The organism is Paenibacillus stellifer (genome assembly GCF_000758685.1).
Taxonomy (GTDB): domain Bacteria; phylum Bacillota; class Bacilli; order Paenibacillales; family Paenibacillaceae; genus Paenibacillus_AQ; species Paenibacillus_AQ stellifer.
The window spans coordinates 3,252,243-3,270,347 of record NZ_CP009286.1; the positions used below are offsets into that span (position 1 = coordinate 3,252,243).

17 protein-coding genes are annotated in these 18,105 nt (G+C 52.1%); 4 read left to right on the forward strand and 13 right to left on the reverse strand.

The genetic code is table 11. The annotated features are described in order from the left end of the window. Positions 1-124: 124 nt before the first annotated feature. The 6 genes from rnz to PSTEL_RS15020 all read right to left on the reverse strand — a co-directional run bounded on the left by rnz (position 125) and on the right by PSTEL_RS15020 (position 7,168). On the reverse strand, positions 125-1,051 hold the full coding sequence (gene rnz / locus PSTEL_RS14995; RefSeq protein ID WP_038696480.1) for a ribonuclease Z: 927 nt from the start codon (positions 1,049-1,051) through the stop codon (positions 125-127). Positions 1,052-1,249: 198 nt separating this feature from the next. Further along, on the reverse strand, positions 1,250-4,687 hold the full coding sequence (metH, locus tag PSTEL_RS15000) for a methionine synthase (RefSeq protein WP_038696482.1): 3,438 nt from the start codon (positions 4,685-4,687) through the stop codon (positions 1,250-1,252). 289 nt (positions 4,688-4,976) lie between these two features. Continuing rightward, positions 4,977-5,762 carry an HAD family hydrolase gene (locus PSTEL_RS15005; RefSeq protein WP_038696484.1) on the reverse strand — a complete coding sequence of 262 codons (786 nt, stop codon included), beginning with the start codon at positions 5,760-5,762 and terminating at the stop codon, positions 4,977-4,979. Between the two features lie 56 nt (positions 5,763-5,818). Continuing rightward, the gene (locus PSTEL_RS15010) at positions 5,819-6,346 is read right to left on the reverse strand and encodes a hypothetical protein (protein WP_038696486.1); all 528 of its coding nucleotides are present in this window, start codon (positions 6,344-6,346) and stop codon (positions 5,819-5,821) included. A gap of 48 nt (positions 6,347-6,394) precedes the next feature. Further along, positions 6,395-6,604, reverse strand: coding sequence for a DUF896 domain-containing protein (locus PSTEL_RS15015; protein WP_038696488.1), 210 nt, complete (start codon positions 6,602-6,604; stop codon positions 6,395-6,397). A gap of 156 nt (positions 6,605-6,760) precedes the next feature. Then, a complete protein-coding gene (locus tag PSTEL_RS15020; RefSeq protein ID WP_038696490.1) occupies positions 6,761-7,168 on the reverse strand; it encodes a LysM peptidoglycan-binding domain-containing protein in 408 nt (135 codons plus the stop codon). 274 nt (positions 7,169-7,442) lie between these two features. Here PSTEL_RS15020 and lexA point away from each other — a divergent pair, with 274 nt between their 5' ends. The 4 genes from lexA (at position 7,443) to PSTEL_RS15040 (ending at position 10,731) form a co-directional block, all read left to right on the forward strand. After that, the gene (gene lexA / locus PSTEL_RS15025; RefSeq protein ID WP_038696492.1) at positions 7,443-8,069 is read left to right on the forward strand and encodes a transcriptional repressor LexA; all 627 of its coding nucleotides are present in this window, start codon (positions 7,443-7,445) and stop codon (positions 8,067-8,069) included. Between the two features lie 116 nt (positions 8,070-8,185). Next, positions 8,186-8,524 carry a L,D-transpeptidase gene (locus PSTEL_RS15030; RefSeq protein ID WP_038696494.1) on the forward strand — a complete coding sequence of 113 codons (339 nt, stop codon included), beginning with the start codon at positions 8,186-8,188 and terminating at the stop codon, positions 8,522-8,524. 292 nt (positions 8,525-8,816) lie between these two features. Beyond that, complete coding sequence (locus PSTEL_RS15035; protein ID WP_245624967.1) at positions 8,817-9,149, forward strand: hypothetical protein; 333 nt, start codon at positions 8,817-8,819, stop codon at positions 9,147-9,149. Between the two features lie 814 nt (positions 9,150-9,963). Continuing rightward, complete coding sequence (locus PSTEL_RS15040) at positions 9,964-10,731, forward strand: carbohydrate-binding protein (protein WP_052098521.1); 768 nt, start codon at positions 9,964-9,966, stop codon at positions 10,729-10,731. A 203-nt stretch (positions 10,732-10,934) separates the two neighbouring features. Here the strand turns inward: PSTEL_RS15040 and glnA are convergent, their stop codons facing one another. The 7 genes from glnA to PSTEL_RS15075 form a co-directional block, all read right to left on the reverse strand. Beyond that, positions 10,935-12,263, reverse strand: a complete 1,329-nt coding sequence (gene glnA / locus PSTEL_RS15045) for a type I glutamate--ammonia ligase (protein WP_038696496.1) — start codon at positions 12,261-12,263, stop codon at positions 10,935-10,937. Positions 12,264-12,293: 30 nt separating this feature from the next. Continuing rightward, positions 12,294-12,704 carry a MerR family transcriptional regulator gene (locus PSTEL_RS15050; RefSeq protein WP_019910684.1) on the reverse strand — a complete coding sequence of 137 codons (411 nt, stop codon included), beginning with the start codon at positions 12,702-12,704 and terminating at the stop codon, positions 12,294-12,296. A gap of 83 nt (positions 12,705-12,787) precedes the next feature. Next, positions 12,788-14,041, reverse strand: coding sequence for a methionine gamma-lyase family protein (locus PSTEL_RS15055; RefSeq protein ID WP_038696498.1), 1,254 nt, complete (start codon positions 14,039-14,041; stop codon positions 12,788-12,790). A gap of 151 nt (positions 14,042-14,192) precedes the next feature. Then, complete coding sequence (gene hflX / locus PSTEL_RS15060; protein WP_052098523.1) at positions 14,193-15,512, reverse strand: GTPase HflX; 1,320 nt, start codon at positions 15,510-15,512, stop codon at positions 14,193-14,195. Positions 15,513-15,554: 42 nt separating this feature from the next. Continuing rightward, on the reverse strand, positions 15,555-16,520 hold the full coding sequence (locus PSTEL_RS15065) for an AAA family ATPase (protein ID WP_038696500.1): 966 nt from the start codon (positions 16,518-16,520) through the stop codon (positions 15,555-15,557). A gap of 95 nt (positions 16,521-16,615) precedes the next feature. After that, on the reverse strand, positions 16,616-17,263 hold the full coding sequence (locus PSTEL_RS15070; protein ID WP_038696502.1) for a YdcF family protein: 648 nt from the start codon (positions 17,261-17,263) through the stop codon (positions 16,616-16,618). Between the two features lie 3 nt (positions 17,264-17,266). After that, entirely contained in the window at positions 17,267-17,824 is a 558-nt protein-coding gene (locus PSTEL_RS15075; RefSeq protein ID WP_038696504.1) for a ribonuclease FAU-1 family protein, read from the reverse strand. Between the last annotated feature and the right edge of the window lie 281 nt (positions 17,825-18,105).

Below are 18,105 nucleotides of genomic sequence, written 5' to 3' on the forward strand. Positions count from 1 at the left end.
AGTAATTTTCGTCAGACGCTCTGACACCTACCGCCACGATATCGTCGAAGAGAATCGAAAAGACGCTGCCTGCTGCGGCTTTTGACAGCGCCCTGTCATTTCCTGCGCTTTCCCGGAAAATAATTCAGTCCGTCATTACCGGAAACAGCCGGAATTCCTCCGCCAGCAGCGTATTCGGGAATACGGTGCGCGCCTCATCCAGCAGCGGCAGCAGCTCATCAAGCGGACCGTAGCGTGAGCTGAAATGCGTCAGGATAAGCTGACGTGCTCCCGCTTCCTTCGCCGCTTCGGCTGCCTGAATGGTCGTGCTGTGATAGTATTCGTGGGCCATTTTTGCCAGCTCGTGCTTGAAAGTGGCTTCATGAATCAGCAGATCCGCTTCATGCGCCAGCGGGACAGTGTTTCCGCATGGACGTGTGTCTCCGAGCACGGTAACGATTCTGCCCTTCTTCGGCGCGCTCAGCACTTCGGTGGCCTTGATGACTGTGCCGTCCTCTAGAGTGACATCTCTGCCGCTCTTCAGCACGCCATACTGCGGACCCGGTTTCAGTCCATAGCTTCTCAGAAGCTCCGCATTCAGGCTGCCTGGCCGGTCCTTCTCGGTCACCCGGTAGCCATAGCTGTCGATCCGATGCTCCAGAAGGGCGGCTTCCACCTTGAACTGATCATCCTCGAAAATCAGCCCTCCGGTATGCTCCACCACTTCGAGCTTGTAAGGAATACGGGACTGGCTGACGGACATCGATAATTCGATGAAGCTCTTCAGGCCAGGAGGTCCATACACCGCCAGAGGCGCTGTCCCTCCCTGATAGGCTCTGCTGCTGAGCAGACCCGGAAGGCCAAAGATATGGTCGCCATGCAGATGGGTAATGAACAGCTTCTCCAGCTTCCCGAGCCGGAGCGGCGAGCGCAGCACCTGATGCTGCGTCCCCTCTCCGCAGTCGAACATCCAGAAGCATCTTCTCTCCTCCAGCAGCCGCAGAGCGACGGACGTTACGTTTCGCAGAAGAGTCGGGACGCCCGCGTTCGTGCCCAGAAAATAGATTTCCATATAGCCCCTTCTTTCTTCCGGTCTATTGTCACTAAACAGCCCCACTAAGTGGGGCTGGCTGTTGCCTCGAAGCGGATTCACGAAAGTTGCGGGAACCCTGAAACTTATACATTCTTCATGTCTAAAAAGCCTCCCGTGTACGGGAGGCTGCATAATCGGGCAGAATCCTGCTGGTCGTTGTGCCGGCTGCCCCGTTGGTCAGGCTTTTTCCACATTGAAGTACTGGGCCTGCGGATGGGCGAACACCATTGCGGATACCGAAGCCTCCGGCTCCATCATGAAGCCTTCGGTCAACCGGATGCCGATATCTTCAGGCGACATCAGCCGGAACAGCGGCTCCTGGTCCTCCAGATCCGGGCAGGCCGGATAGCCGAACGACACCCGGATTCCCTGGTAACGCGCTCCGTGACGCTGCTTCATCGTCATATCCGCCGGGTCCGGGAAGCCCCAGATGTCACGCATCATATGATGGACGCGTTCTGCGAGGCCTTCAGCGATTTCGAGCGCCATCGCCTGAAGCGCATGGGAACGCAGATAATCTCCCTTGGCCTTCAGTTCCTCGGCTTGCTCCCGGATACCCTGTCCGGCCGTAACGACCAGAAAGCCGACATAATCCATGATTCCGCTGTCCACCGGCTTCAGGAAGTCCGATAGACAGAGGTAAGGCTCGACTTGCTGTCTTGGGAACGTAAAGGTGTGAAGCACCTTGCCCGTATCCTCAGGATCGTATATCAGAATGTCGTTGCCTCTGGACTGCGCCGGGAAGAACCGGTACATTGCGTTTGGCGTAATCGTGCCGTTAACGGTAGCTTCATGCAGAAGATTGTCCACCGTCTCTTTCAGTTCAACGGCCCGGGAATCGCCGGATGCCAGCAGCCCTTCAACCGAGCCTTTGAGACCCAGATGGTGGCCCAGCAGCATCTGCATGTTCACATAAGGAATGACGTGGCCGAGCGGATAGTTCCGCAGCACATGCCGCTCCAAATCCGGGGGCGTGAAGACCGGAGCGTCCACCGAGATGCTCGAACGCTCCACGCGGGTCAGCTTCGGCAGCTCCGACTTCGGTTTCTCGGTGGCCGTGCTTTCCTTCTCGGACCGCAGCTCCTCGACCATCTTGGCCCGCTCGTCCGCATTCATGAGCTTGTTGGCCAGATCAAGGCCGTCCATCGCGTCCTTCGCATACAGAACAAGTCCGTCATACTCCGGCGAGATCCGGGTCTTGGTGAACTTGCGGGTCAACGCTGCTCCGCCTACCATAATCGGCACATCGATGCCGGCGGTCCGCAAATCCTGTGCGGTCAGCACCATCTGCTGCGCCGACTTCACCAGGAGGCCGGACAGTCCGATGGCATCCGCTTTCTCGCGGCGGAACGCTTCAATGATCGTCTCCGGTGGTACTTTTATACCCAAATTGACGATCTGGTAACCGTTGTTGGAGAGAATGATCTCCACGAGGTTTTTGCCGATGTCATGCACGTCGCCTTTCACGGTGGCGAGCAGTATTTTACCCTTGACCGAAGTTTCATTCTTCTGCATGAACTGCTCCAAATGCGCGACCGATGCCTTCATGACTTCCGCGCTCTGCAGCACCTCGGCTACGATCAGCTCATTGTTGTTGAACAAACGGCCTACTTCCGACATCCCTTCCATCAGCGGGCCGTTAATTATTTCGAGTGCGCCGTATTTCTTAAGCGCTTCGTCCAGGTCAGGTATAAGCCCATCCTTGCTGCCTTCCACAACATATGACGCAAGGCGCTCCTCCAGAGTCAGGTTGGAGATTTTCTCCTTCTTCTCGACCTTCTTCCCCCGGAAAGCGGCGACGAATTCGGCCAGCGTCTCATCGTTCGTATTATAAATTAATTCTTCCGCCAGACGGCGCTCTTCTTCGGGAATCGAAGCGTATCGCTCCACCTTCTCCGTGTTGACGATCGCATAGTCCAGTCCGGCCTTGGTGCACTCGTACAAAAAGACCGAATTCAGCACCTCACGTCCTGCTTCCGGGAGACCGAACGAGACATTACTGATGCCCAGAATCGTATGCACGCCGGGCAGTGCTTCTTTGATGAGGCGGATACCGTCTATCGTCTCCTTGGCGGACCCGATGTACTGCTCATCCCCTGTTCCGACCGGAAAGACAAGTGTATCGAAAATGAGATCCTCTGGATGAAGACCATATTTGTTCACCAGCAGCTCATAGGAGCGCTTGGCGACATCAAGCTTGTCCACAGCTTTGATCGCCTGTCCGTTCTCATCAATGGTGCCGACGACGACAGCCCCGCCGTATTTATGAATAAGCGGCGTAACATGTTCGAACTTTTCTTCACCATCTTCAAGATTAATGGAGTTAATGATCGCCTTGCCTTGGCTGTATTGCAGTGCCAGATCAATAACCTTTGGATCGGTAGTATCGATCATAAGCGGAACCTTGACCTTTTTGACGACCAGCTCCAGAAATGACTTCATATCCTCGGCTTCATCCCGGTCCGGGTCCTGCACGCACACATCGACAACCTGCGCTCCGCTCTTGACCTGGGCGCGGGCGATTTCGGACGCTTCCTCGTATTTCCCTTCGACAATCAGTCGCTTGAACTTCCGCGATCCCAGCACATTGGTACGTTCGCCTACCATATATGGACGGTTATCCTGCTCCACATAGACGGGATCGATACCGGATAGTGCAGGAGGATGACTGCCTTCCAGCAGACGAGGCGGATACGCTTCAAGCGCTTCAGCCATTGCCTTGATATGCGCGGGCGTTGTGCCACAGCAGCCGCCGGCAATATTCAGCCAGCCTTTCTCGGCAAAGGCCGAGATTTTGCGGGCCAGGGAATCCGGCGATTCATGGTAATTGCCGTTCTCATCGGGCAGTCCCGCGTTCGGATAGCAGCTGACCGCAACCGAGGCCATTCCAGCCAATGAACGGATATGGTCGCGCATAAACTCCGGCCCTGTCGCACAGTTCAATCCGATGGAGATCGGGTTCAGATGCTCCAGGGAAATATAGAAGGCTTCGATATTTTGGCCGGCAAGCGTCGTTCCCATGGGCTCGATCGTCCCGGAAATCATAATCGGCAGAGTGACGCCTGTCTTGCGGAAAGCCTCGCGGATTCCGATGCTGCCCGCTTTGACATTCAGCGTATCCTGCGAAGTCTCCAGCAGCAGCGCGTCAACGCCCCCCTCAATCAGAGCAACCGCCTGTTCTTCATAGCTTGCCGTAAGCTCGGGGAACGTCACGCCGCCTGTAACGGACAGCGTCTTCGTCGTCGGTCCCATCGCGCCCACCACATAACGAGGCCGTTCCTCCGTACTGAAGCGGTCAGCCGCTTCTCTCGCTATAGCCGCAGCTGAGAGATTGATTTCACGCGCTCTCTGCGGAATGTCATATTCGGCTAGAACCACAGAGGTGGCGCCGAATGTATTCGTTTCAATCAGATCGGCTCCTGCTTCCAGGTAAGCCTCGTGTATCTTGCCGATGACTTCAGGACGTGTCAGCACCAGCATTTCGTTGCAACCCTCAAGCTCTTCTCCGCCGAAGTCGTCGGCAGTAAGCGGAACCTGCTGGATCATCGTCCCCATGGCTCCGTCCATTATTAAGATGCGCTTCGCCAGCGCTTCCGATAGTGTAGGTTTTGCCAACTTCAAATCCCCCTAGTCAAACATTAGAGTAAGTTTAGCAGAATAAAGGGGATTCGAAAAGTCTCCCGGCCACTCTGCAGCCCGCCGCCGTTCCGGCGGCATTTCGTTTCCTGGACAATGACATCGCACGTAAGTCCTGCGTTAATAAATTTCTTTTATTATACACGGTTTCGGGTCATATGAAAGCAGGAATACGAAACTCAACATGTAATCGCCCAGGCAGTAGAGGTGAAAAAAAGGACCGATCCTCACTCTGAGGCTCTGTCCTTTTTAATATCACAATAATGTCTTATAAAGATTCCACAAGCGGCAGCAGCTCGGTCAAATGCTTGATCTCGTAATTCGGTACAATCTCCGGATCCGAAGGCTTGCCAGTGCGGTTGATCCAAACCGTAGTCAGTCCGGCAGCCAAACCGCCGCGAATGTCGGTCGTCAGCTTGTCCCCGACCATAACGCCTTCCTCAGGCTTGATGTTCAGGCGTTCCAGCGCATGCGCAAAAATCGCAGGGTCCGGCTTGCCTTTGCCGAAGTTTCCGGAGATCACGATATGATCAAAGAATGGAGTCAGCTCGGGGACGCCATCCAGCTTCTCCTGCTGAAGCGCAGGACAGCCGTTCGTCAACAGCAGAAGCTTCACTTTACCCTGGAGCGTCTTCAGCACTTCGAGCGTCTCTTCGTAGATATACGGACGGCTGCGGCGTTCTGCGGCGAAGCGGGCTGCAAGGGTCTCGGCCAGAGCCTCGTCATCAATCCCGACCGACAACAGTCCACGGCGCCACGATTCCTTCCGGTAGACAGGTGCCAGCTGCTCCAGCTTCCGGAACTCCGGTTGTTCCCCGGCAGTGAAGTTAGCCCAGAGCGCCTCAAACGGGTTGATGCCGATCATTTGGGTAAACGGGAACGTTTCGTAAGACTCGTACAAGCTCCGCGCTTCCTTGCGTACAGCGGTCTCCAGCAGCTTGGGGTCTACGGCGTCGCCGGCAGCCAAGCAAGCGTGCTCAAAAGCTTCTTCAATGCTTCGTTCATCCCATAAAAGCGTATCGTCCAGATCAAACAGTACAGCAGCAATCGGCATTTCCTCCACTACTTCCTCTCTTCATCCAGATTATGCGGTATACAGTTTCAAAAAACTTACTCGCTCTCCAACGGAATGCGGTGCTGTTTCGCGAACTGCTCCATACGTTCACCCATGGCAGCCGTATCGTAACGGTTGATCAGCTTGGAGAAGACCCAATTTCCCCGCTTGGCTTTTGGCTTAATGCTCACGGCGCGGCGAGATACGATAATCTTCTCGATCTGGTCAGCTTCCAGGATTCGGTTCCTATTGAACTTAAAGGTGGACACCTTTGAACGTTCGACTTTGAGATAAGGGCGGCGGAAGTAGATCAGGGCCGCGAGACCGAAATAGAGCACTACCCCGATCCAGTTCATCACGGAGTTGTTCTTCGAACCGTTTGCTGCCGCGTCAACCTGGGCGATAAAGGCATACAAAATGCCGAGCGTCACAAGGACAACCGGAAATGCAATGTTTCTTCCTTTAAATACATCGCTTTCAGCCTGTGAACGGGAGGCATGAATCGATTCCTTGCCTTCCTTCTTCCTTTTTTTGTTAAGCTGCTGTGAATTGCGTTGAACCATTCTTTCCCAAGAACGGGCCATTTCCTTTCCTCCTAGTCATACTGAAATATCTATGAAAGGACAGGCCCCTTAGTGCAGGGGCTTGCTGCCGTTCCCATCATTTCCTTCGTTATCTACAATTTCAATGGATTCAAGCTGAGCGCGGAAGTTACGGCGCACGTTGCCCAGATAAATTTCACGGAGCCTGGCGCGTTCCGCCAATTCTTCCTCGTTAAGCCCTTCGCTCTTCTGCTTGCGGGCAAGCTCGTTAATCCGGTTAACCAGTTCATCTATGTTCAAACCATTTCCTCCTGTCGAAACATGACATTTAAGTCATTCTAACTTTGCCATGAGAAAAAGAGCTTGTCAAGGCGATCCCCTGAAAGCTCTTCGACATCTGATATTGGGTTGGATTGTGATCATTAGCTAAAGATCGCTGTGCTGGTAGCGCCTGTCTTACTCTTCATAGATAGGAACCGAAATCACCTGGCCTGCCTGCAGCCCGCTGACATTCAGATGATTATGCTCACGGATCGCCTGCATGTAGACTACTGTTCTCATATTCGACGGCTTGTACTCCTGAGCGATGCCCCACAGCGAGTCTCCCGATTCTACAACAACCTTACGTTCCTGCTGAGGCGATTTCTCGGAGCTGGCGAACACCTGGTTCACAAGCGTGAAGCCGGAAATTATCATAAGAAGAATTAACGAGATCTTGAACATGCCAATACGGTTCAACACCGTTATAGAATTGACACTTCGGTTAGATCCCGAACCGTTGACTTTGTTCGTCGAGCGGGTTTCCTGTCTAACTGCCGGAACAGATTCTTCATTATAGATGCTCTTATATGTACCATATCTCATGGGTATCATCCTCCAAACACTTGTTCTTACTTACAAAACTAATATAGCACGAACATGCGTTTCGATCAAGAGGTTTTTCGAACGAGTGTTCCCTTTATTTTTTGAAGCAATTTAAGCCTCTTCTTTACTACTAAACTGAAGTTGAGAGGTTACTATTTCTTAATGCAGATTCAGCCATTACAGGTTTGCTTCATCAATTTTAGAACTTATGTTTGTGCGAACGAAGGTTCTGTGTTATAATTTTCCCAAACATTACTACATGGGGTGTATTCCGATGTCAAAGATCTCGAGTCGCCAGCTGGCGATCCTGGAGTTTATACGCAACGAAGTTCGCAGCAAGGGGTACCCGCCCTCAGTCCGGGAGATAGGTGAAGCCGTTGGACTAGCCTCCAGCTCGACCGTTCACGGTCATCTGGACCGGCTGGAGAAGAAAGGCCTTATCCGCCGCGACCCGACGAAACCCCGGGCCATTGAACTGCTTGGCCAGGAGGAATCCGAGAATGTTCATCAATTTGTCCAGACGGTCGCAAGAGTACCGGTTGTCGGCAAGGTTACCGCAGGCATACCGATTACGGCGACAGAGAACATCGAAGATTACTTCCCCCTTCCTACTCATTATGTTGGGGACAACAAGGTATTTATGCTCTCCGTGTCGGGTGACAGCATGATTGAAGCGGGCATTATGAATGGCGATTATGTCATCGTCCGGCAGCAGCAGACCGCTGACAATGGTGATATCGTCGTAGCGATGACCGAGGAAGATGAAGCTACAGTCAAGACCTTCTATAAGGAAAGGGATCATATTCGGCTTCAACCAGAGAATCCGTCTTACGAACCGCTTCGCTTGAACCGGGTTACGATTCTCGGCAAGGTTATTGGTCTTTTCCGTGATATTCATTAAGCTACTATAACAGCAGCACTTAAAGGCAGAGCCGTACAACGGCGCTGCCTTTTTTCATTATGATTAGCATTTCATATGAATTTGGGGGCATAGGATGATAAAAAGGGGGAATCACTGTGCCCAACTACCGCATCATAGTCGATCTGTCCGACCATATGCTGTATCTCCTGGATCAGGACACCGTAATTCGGGGCTTTCCCGTCGGGATCGGTAAAATGCTGACCGTAACCCCAGCCGGTGAATATACCATAATCAATAAGCAGCCAAATCCTGGCGGGCCCTTCGGCGCTTATTGGCTCGGGTTATCCAGACCGCATTACGGGATTCACGGCACGAACAATCCGGCTTCCATCGGCGGCAACGTGTCGCATGGCTGCATCCGGATGCATAATCAGGATGTGCTGGAGCTGGCCCGCACCGTTCCGCTTCATACCCGGGTCACAATCCGGAAGTAAGGCGGCGCTATTTGTAAGCTAAAGACTCAGCGCAAAAACCGCCGCCCGGCGGTTTTTTACGATGGCGGTCATTTTGCCAATACTGATTCTTCAATTGAAGTTCGAAGCAAATGACGATCGAGTTGCGTTATCCGCATGAATCAGCATTTAAGCTGGCAGAACGCCCCTCCTGTCCGATCCAGAACAGCCGCAGTTTCAATTTCCCGTGCAATTCAATGCCCGATTAACCAAAAACTTAGAGTACGCATAGAGTGTGATACGGAGGATGCGCTCAATATCCATTTTCGAAATTATGCTCAGGGAGGAAGGAAAGACCATGGCTCCTCTCGGAAACCGCAACAATTCAGGCGCCAAGAAGAAAAGCACAGCGTCGACAGTTAAGAAGAATAAAGGGCTTGAAGTGGCGGTGGCTGCATTGTTGTTGAGCGGTAAGCTTAAGGTTGATTCCGTTCAAATGTTCACCGACGCTTCTCTGTTCGTCAGCCTGGTGGGGAAATACAAAACATTGAGCGATATGGGCGACACCAATGTCGATAAGCTGGTTAACTTTATGAACGAGAACGGCAACTTAACATTGAACGATTTGATGGGAGCTCTAAAAAAGCAAACCGGGAATAACAAATAACTTCAAAAGAAGGTGTGTCCGAATGAGCGATTTTGACGGCGAAGGGTTTGCTGTGAACATACTCCTGGTAATTGTAATTACATTGTTGATTATGGGATCGACAGATATCGAGGATTTGACCGGCGCCCCTACTTCTTCCTGAATACCGCCCAGGCTTTGCCTTGGGTCTCCCATGATCAATCAGCCTAATATGTAAAACTCCCCGCAAGGTGGTCAAGCCCTCATGCACCGATTGATCTTCTTCACGATAACATTTCAACATATCACTGCATGAAAAATTGCACTCTTAAAGCCAGTTCCGAAAGAGCCATTGCCGCCTGATTGAGAAGAGCTTAGACATCCAATTCGAAAAGTGTCTCCACAGGAGGAATAACCTGGGCCACTTGAAGAACTTACTGTTTTTTATTCAGCGGTAAGGATCAAAATCAAAGAAGACATCTACCCCGGCAAAAAAGGTACAGCCTCCATTTTCTGAAGGACTGTACCTTTTTCTATGAATGGAATTTTCCAATGGACTCGGCGAATATCGACAGCCTTTAAGGTGACTTTTGTGCTTCCTTCCTGTTTATCGACCTTTTATGACATATTATCCCATATATTATTCTAGTACAATGTTACTTTATTACTATTTACATATAATTCTGCTAAAGATATCCTTATTGATAGGAAATAATTAACATTCAACAATTTACAACCAATTCTCAAGTTTCAAAGGAGGAATGAAAAAACACAAAGAAATGTGCAAACGTATGAACAACATTCTTGTCGGCTCAAGACCCGGTGTTTAAAAATTAAAATTAGAGGAGAGATAGCAGTGAAAGCAATTAAAAAACTTTTTGCTGGATTGATGATGTTTACTCTGATTTTTGGTGTATCCTTTGTGGGATCGGCATTTGCCAGCGGTGATGAGGTCAAGCTTCTTGATTCGGATGTCAGCGTTATTTATAAACCTGGATATGTCGGATTCAGCGGAAATATTGATGTTGCTAATCTGGGAACCGTGAAAAATGTCACTGTCCATTACACGACAGATAACACAAATTGGTATGATACCAGTGCGAGTTATGTAGGGCCGACGGATGGAACCCATGAGAAATGGAATTTCAGCATCTTCACAAATGATTCTACAACAGATCATTCCGAGTTGAAGAATCTGAGCTTCGTAAAATTCGCAATCAAATACGAAGTGAATAACCAGACCTATTGGGATAACAACGGGGGAGTAAATTATTACAATGAAGTCAACAGTACAGTTCCCCTCGATTCCGTTATTTTGGGATTACCAAATGTGCTTAACGCCAAAAGTACTCTGAGCAATGGTGAGTTTAGCGGAAACATCTACGTTAAAAACCTGAGTTCGACGAAAACAGTAAAAGTCGTATACACAACGGACAACTGGGCAACGGTTCAGGAGGGCTTCGCTACTTACAATGGCTCCTTGAACAATTTCAATAGTGTTGAAAGATGGAGCTACAGCTTCAATGTTCCTGGTGCTGCAGATGTTAAATATGCGATTTCGTATACAGTTGGCGGGCAGACGTATTGGGATAATAACTATGGCCATAATTACGAGGTCCAATAATTCATTTTAAGAGTGCAGCTAATAGCAGGATCGCAGGCGAATTATTATAATTCCTTGAACGCGAAACGAGCCTTAGAAGAGATCTAGGGCTCGTTTTTAGTGACCTAAAGGTGATCGGAGCATGGTCAGCCACCCAGTTCCACACCCACACACCAAAAAACCCTCAGAGCCTTACGGCCCCAAGGGTCTCGTCCATTAATACATTAATACAGCGTCAAATATTGATTCCGCTCCCAATCGTGAACCTGGGTCCGGTAAATATCCCACTCAATTTCCTTCAACTCATAAAAGTGAGCCAGCGCATGCTCGCCGAGAGCATCGGTAACTACAGGATTGCGGATCAGCTCGTTCAGCGCTTCCTTCAGATCGGCCGGCAGACTCGGAATGCCTTCCTCAATACGCTCCTCTTCGGACATCACATAGATGTTCCGGTCGATCGGGGCGGGCAGATCCAACTGGCGTTTGACGCCGTCGAGACCGGCTTTCAGCATAACGGCCAGAGCCAGGTAAGGGTTGGCCGCAGGGTCCGGGTTACGAACCTCCACGCGGGTGCTGAGGCCTCTCGATGCCGGGATACGGATCATCGGGCTGCGGTTGCTGGCGGACCAAGCTACATAGCAAGGCGCTTCATAACCAGGAACCAGACGTTTATACGAGTTGACGGTCGGGTTCGTAATCGCTGCCATAGCGCGGGCATGCTTCAGCAGTCCGGCCATGTAGCTGCGGGCGATGCTGCTCAAGCCCAGTTCGTCGCTCTCGTCGTAGAACGTGTTCTCACTGCCCTTGAACAAAGACTGGTGGCAGTGCATACCCGATCCGTTCATTCCAAAAAGAGGCTTCGGCATGAAGGTAGCATGCAATCCATGCTGACGGGCTACCGTCTTTACAACAAGCTTGAACGTCTGAATCTGGTCAGCGGCTTTGATCGCATTTGCATACTTAAAGTCGATCTCATGCTGGCCATAAGCAACCTCGTGGTGGGAGGCTTCGATTTCAAAGCCCATTTCCTCGAGTGTAAGTACAATTTCTCTGCGGCAATTCTCGCCCAGATCCATCGGAGCCAGATCGAAATATCCACCCTGATCGTTGAGCTCGGTGGTCGGGTTGCCTTTCTCGTCTGTCTGGAACAGGAAGAACTCGGGTTCCGGACCGACATTCATCGCGGTGAAGCCCATTTCTTCCGCTTCCTTCAGGCAGCGTTTCAGAATACCGCGCGGGTCTCCGGCGAACGGAGTTCCGTCCGGCATGTAAATATCGCAGATGAGCCGCGCAACGCGGTCCTGCGCAACCCATGGGAAAATAACCCATGTGTCGAGATCGGGATATAAATACATATCGGATTCTTCGATGCGCACATAGCCTTCAATGGAAGAACCGTCGAACATCATTTTGTTGTCCAGTGCCTTCTCCAGCTGGCTTACTGGAATTTCCACGTTCTTGATCGTACCGAGCAGATCCGTGAACTGAAGACGAATGAACCGGACGTTCTCTTCCTTCGCAATGCGCAAAATATCTTCTTTACTAAAGCTCACTATACCCTCTCCCTTTCGCGCTTCTGTGAATTATTTATTGAAAAACCGGGATAGCTCTCCTTGAATAAGCGAAACCTGGCCCGGTCTCTTCCCGGACACCAGCTCCTGCTTCAGCAGGCGGTGCAGTTGGGAATCGGACAGCTCGCGCCGCCGGACCTCCGTATCGGGAGTAATGACGGTCGCTTCTTCAGATTCCTTGGATACCGGATTCATGACTTGCTTGATTCCGGCAATGTTGACACCTTTTTCAATCAAAGCTTTAATTTCGAGCAGACGCTCCACATCGTTAAAAGAAAATAACCGCTGATTGCCCGAAGTACGGGCAGGTACGATCAGACTATGCTGTTCATAATAGCGGATTTGCCGCGCAGATAAATCGGTAAGTTTCATTACTATACCAATTGGAAATAATGCCATATTTCTGCGGATTTCATCACCCATGACTCATCCAACCTTCCAATGATCTTTTTCTCATCTCATTGTACATTTGGTTATATGGCGTGTCAATGGTGTGTTAGGAATACTCACAATAATTTACGATCTCGCATGCTCTGCAGGGCCATAAGTACACCGTACTTTACATGTGAATAGGTCAGCCCGCCCTGCATATACCCAATGTAGGGGGCCCGGATCGGCGCATCCGCCGACAGTTCCAGGCTTCCGCCCTGAATGAACGTACCTGCGGCCATGATAACAGGATGCTCATATCCCGGCATGTCCCAAGGCTCCGGAACGACGTGGCTGTCGACGGCGGCCGCCTTCTGAATGCCCTGTACGAAGGCGATCAAATGCTCCGGCCCGTCGAAGGCTACCGCCTGAATGAGATCCGTACGGGGCTCGTTCCAGGCCGGCTTCGTCTTGAAGCCGCAGCGGGCAAATACGGACGCGGCGAAGATGCTTCCCTTGATAGCCTGTCCAACTGTGTGCGGCGCCATGAACAGCCCCTGATACAGCCCTCGCGTCGTGCCCAGCATCGCGCCGACTTCCCCGCCGATTCCCGGCGCCGTCAGCCGGTAGGCCGACAGTTCCACAAGTTCACGGCGCCCGCAAATGTATCCGCCTGTCTCCGCCAGTCCGCCCCCCGGATTCTTGATAAGGGAACCGGCCATCAGATCAACGCCGAGCTGCGTAGGCTCCAGTGCCTCGGTAAATTCTCCATAGCAGTTGTCCACGAAGACAATGGCTTGCGGCGCCAGCTCCTTGATGCGTGCCGCCATTTCGCCGATTTGGGCGACCGAGAATGAAGACCGCCAGTCATACCCGCGCGAGCGCTGGATGCCTACCACCTTAGTACGGGGCGTTAAAACCGCCTCAACCGCAGCCCAGTCCACATCACCCGTTTCTGAGAGCGCCACTTCCCCGTAAGTAATACCGAAGTCAGCCAGGGACCCGGTTCCGTCTCCCGGCTGTCCGATCACCTTATGAAGCGTATCATATGGTCTTCCGGTTATATAGAGCAGCTCGTCCCCGGGTCTGAGAACCCCGAACAGCGCAGTTGAAAGCGTATGCGTTCCGGAAGCAAAATGCGGCCGCACCAGAGCCGCTTCTGCTCCGAACACATCGGCATACACTAAATCCAGCACTTCTCTTCCTCTGTCGTTATATGCATAGCCGGTAGATCCGGCAAAATGAAAATCGCTGACCTGATGCCGCTGAAACGCCTGAATGACTTTCCATTGGTTATGGTCGACCACCCGGTCAAGCGCTCTTACTGCTTCCTGAATCTCCAGTTCGGCTGCTTCCGCCGCCTGTAAAATATCTTCTGCAAACCCTGCCATCTTCCCCATTCGCTCCTAACATCTACATTCCATGGTGTTAACAGGACAAGGCAGAACCATGCCAGCCTGTCCTGCTGTAGTGTACACGACGATGACGAATATCCAGATATCCCCTGGTAATCACGCCACTGCCGAATTGTCTGTATCCAAGCTACTCCTGAACGTTACCAGTTGCTTCCTGAGAATTGGTCTGGTCTTTGAAGTCGGACAGCATATATCCCCATTTCTCATAGTCGTCTTTATTGACCCGAACCGTATAGATCACATCGTCGCCTTCAAACGTCTGATCGAGAACATCCCCCACCCGGTACAGAAGCGAGGACAAGTCTCCGCGGCTTGGAGGAATCCGAAAGCTTAACGTATCACCAGACATCTCCGATTGGACAATATCGGTTATCCGTTCCAAATCGCCCTGGTCAAACGCGCTGACCTTCAAATACCCGGGGCCTGACGGCAGCATTTCAAGCTGCTCCGGACTGCACAGATCGATCTTGTTGAACAGAACGATCTGCGGCTTGTCCGCCGCACCCAAATCCTGCAGGATCGAGGCCACAACCTTCATCTGCTCATCCCGCATCGGAGAGGAGGCGTCCACCACATGAAGCACCAAGTTCGCTTCATTAACCTCCTCCAGCGTTGCCCGGAACGATGCAACGAGATCATGCGGAAGGTTCTGAATGAAACCTACGGTATCGGTCAGAACGACGTTTTTGCCCCCTGGAAGCTCCAGAAGACGCGAAGTCGGATCCAGCGTCGCGAACAGCTGGTTCTGGATATAGACATCAGCGTCTGTCAGCTGCTTAAGAAGCGTAGACTTACCGGCGTTCGTATAGCCGACGAGAGCGACCTGCACGACACCGCTTTTGCGCCGGCGCTCGCGGTGAAGATTGCGGGTCTTCACCACTTCTTCTAGCTGATGCTTCAATTCACCGATCCGGTCGCGGATATGCCGGCGGTCGGTCTCCAGCTTGCTCTCGCCGGGACCGCGCGTGCCGATGCCGCCGCCGAGGCGCGACAGATTCTTGCCATGTCCCGACAGGCGGGGAAGCAAATAAGACAGCTGGGCCAGCTCGACCTGAATGATGCCTTCACGCGTTTTGGCACGTCCTGCGAAGATATCCAGGATCAGCTGGGTGCGGTCGATTATTTTGAGGTCCAGCGCCTCCTCCAGGTTCCGGACCTGAGCACCGGACAGCTCCTGGTCAAAGATCGCCGTATTAGCTCCGAGGCCGTCAGCGGCCATCCGGAGCTCCTCCACTTTCCCTTTGCCTATGAACCACTTGGAGTCGGGTGTCTCCCGGTTCTGGCGCAGCACCTCCAGCACTTCAACACCGGCAGTCTCCGCTAACTGCACCAGCTCCTGTAGCGAGTATTCCGGATCAATCCCGGTCCGCTTCACGGCATCGGTAACAAGACTGACCAGAATCGCCCTGTCCTGAATGTCCATATTTGTGTCGTATGTCGTCGCCATCTGCATTCTCCTCTTGCGGAATGCGGCCTATCCGCATCCGCCCTATAGTTTAAAGTCCTCAGTCCGCAGCGTCATCAGTTCCTGCCTGCCTGGACTTGCATGTTCATACTGGTTGAGCAGCCTGACCGCCTGGCTCCTGACCGCCTTCTCGATTGCATTTCGGACGTAACGGGCGTTGCTGAACGCATGCAGGCTTTCATCCTTCTCCTGCAGCAGCCGCTGCTTCAGCTTCACCACCGCCTGCGGCATCAGAATATAATCCCTCTCCTTGGCCATAAGCTCCGCGATCTGCAGAAGCTGATCAATCGAATAATCGGGAAATTCAACCTGGATGGGAAACCGCGACGGAAGCCCCGGGTTGCTCATCAGAAAATAATCGATCTCGCTGGAGTACCCGGCAAGGATCAGCACGAACTGGCTGCGGTGATCCTCCATCGCTTTGACCAATGTATCGATCGCTTCCTTGCCGAAATCCTTCTCGCCGCCGCGGGCCAGGCTGTAAGCTTCATCAATGAATAGTATGCCGCCTAGCGCCTTTTTTACAAGGTCGCGGGTCTTCTGTGCGGTATGCCCGATATATTCGCCCACAAGATCCGCCCGCTCCACTTCAATCAGATGCCCCTTGGAGAGCACACCCATACGTTGAAACAGCTTGGCGACAATTCGGGCGACCGTTGTCTTGCCAGTGCCGGGATTCCCTTTAAACACCATATGGTAAGCCTGGCCGCCGCTTGCGAGACCGGCTTCGCTCCGCATCTGCGCCACCTGAAGAAGAGCGTATATCTCAAACACAAGCTCCTTGATATTGTCCAAACCCACCAGCGCGTCCAACTCTCGTCCGATCTCCTGAAAAAGGCCGGCATGGGCGGCGCTTTTGGCAGGCACCGGTTCGCTGAGCGCGGATGTGCCGCCCACTGCCGGAGCATCATGGCTCCGCAGGACAATGTTGATTTGACGCGACGGTCTGCCTTCCTCCCGTTCGCTTGAAGCCGCGCTGCGTATACTCATAGTTTCACCTCGTCACTTAAGGCTGACTGCTCTACACCAGTCTATTCCCGGTAGCGAGATGATATTAGAAGAATTGCACTTTTGTCCGGCTCGGCTTAGAACGTCTCCTGGAGCTTCCATTTCGTATACGCGAGAATCTCCCTTGTCTTATATTTAACCATAGACATCGTCTCAGATTCGGTTAATCCAAGCTCCGGATTATCATAACCCAAATACTTGGCGATTTCTTGGGCCCGTCTGCCGTGAAAAGTATGCGTCACAATCACCACTGAGGTCCAACCCTCCTCCTGCATAATCTTCCGGCTGAACAGCAAATTCTCATAGGTTGAGGTCGCTTCGTTCTCTACCTTGACAGCGCTGTCTGGAATGCCCTTGGAGATCAAATAATTCCGCATGCCCTGGCCCTCGGTATACCGGTAGCCCGCACGGTCAAGCCCCCCGGTCACGATAATGTGATCATAAGCACCCTGCTTGTACAATTGAATTGCATAATCGAGACGCTCCCGGAGTCCCGGGCTGGGCTCATCACCCCACATCGCCATCCCCAGCACAATGCCGGCATCCGCCTTGCGCATCGGCTCGGTAGTCCGGGCTCCGTTGATCCGAATCAGGACGTAAGCGCTCCACATTAAACCGATTGCCAATAGAAGGGCAAGCAAAAGGAGCAGGCCCCTGCGATAACGTCTTTGAGGCCGGCTCTTGAACGGCCGTATCGGACCGGCGGGTGTCAAATCCCATTTCATAGCTTAGCTCTTCCTCCTGAATTCCCCGTGATGAAACAGTTCGGCCCGGTGCTTCAAAGAGAGCGTGAAATAGGGAAACGCATGAGCGTCGATCCCTTTCATTATGCTGCGGGCCGTGTCCCAGGCAAGATGGTATTCGCTGTCGGTTATATCACCGCGCTCCAGCGCCTCCTCCAGCTCATCCTCGTCCAGAAGGAACACTTCTCCATTCCACAGCACTACGACATCGAGATACAAATCATCGAACCAGGGAACCCCCTGATCGGTGACGCCCTGCACCTTGCATGTATCGATGTACCACTGAATAATGTTCTGCCGCTCGTCGAACATCGCGGTCACAATATAGTGGCTGTCCTTCGGAAAGTACTGGAGCCATGAATAGCCTTTGTCCGCAATGCGGTATGTATGCCGTCCATAGCTTTTCCACAGCGGCTCTTTCAATCCATAGATGGTATATAAAGTAATGTAACCGCTGAATTCCCGGGTCTCCACGTAGCGGCAGGCGAACCCGCGCCGGGTAATTCGGCGCCAATTGGCACGGTCTCCGAATTTACGTTTCATATAATAATCCTCTCGGGTTATGGTGACTCCAGCTTACCACATTTAGGAGATGCACTCAAAACCCAAAGCAAGCAGAATGCACTTCACTTATCATATTGCATAAATCGATTTAGTGATTTCGAATCAACATTATTTAGATCTGAAGGATAGGAGCTGTCTATTAATTGCACCTTTAAGCATAAGAGCCTAGTTACAAATCACGCAAATGCTGCATAAAAAAGGCTCCGCCTCCGGACTTCCTGCGTGCATGGAAGCCTCCGGCTGCGGAGCCGCTACTTCAA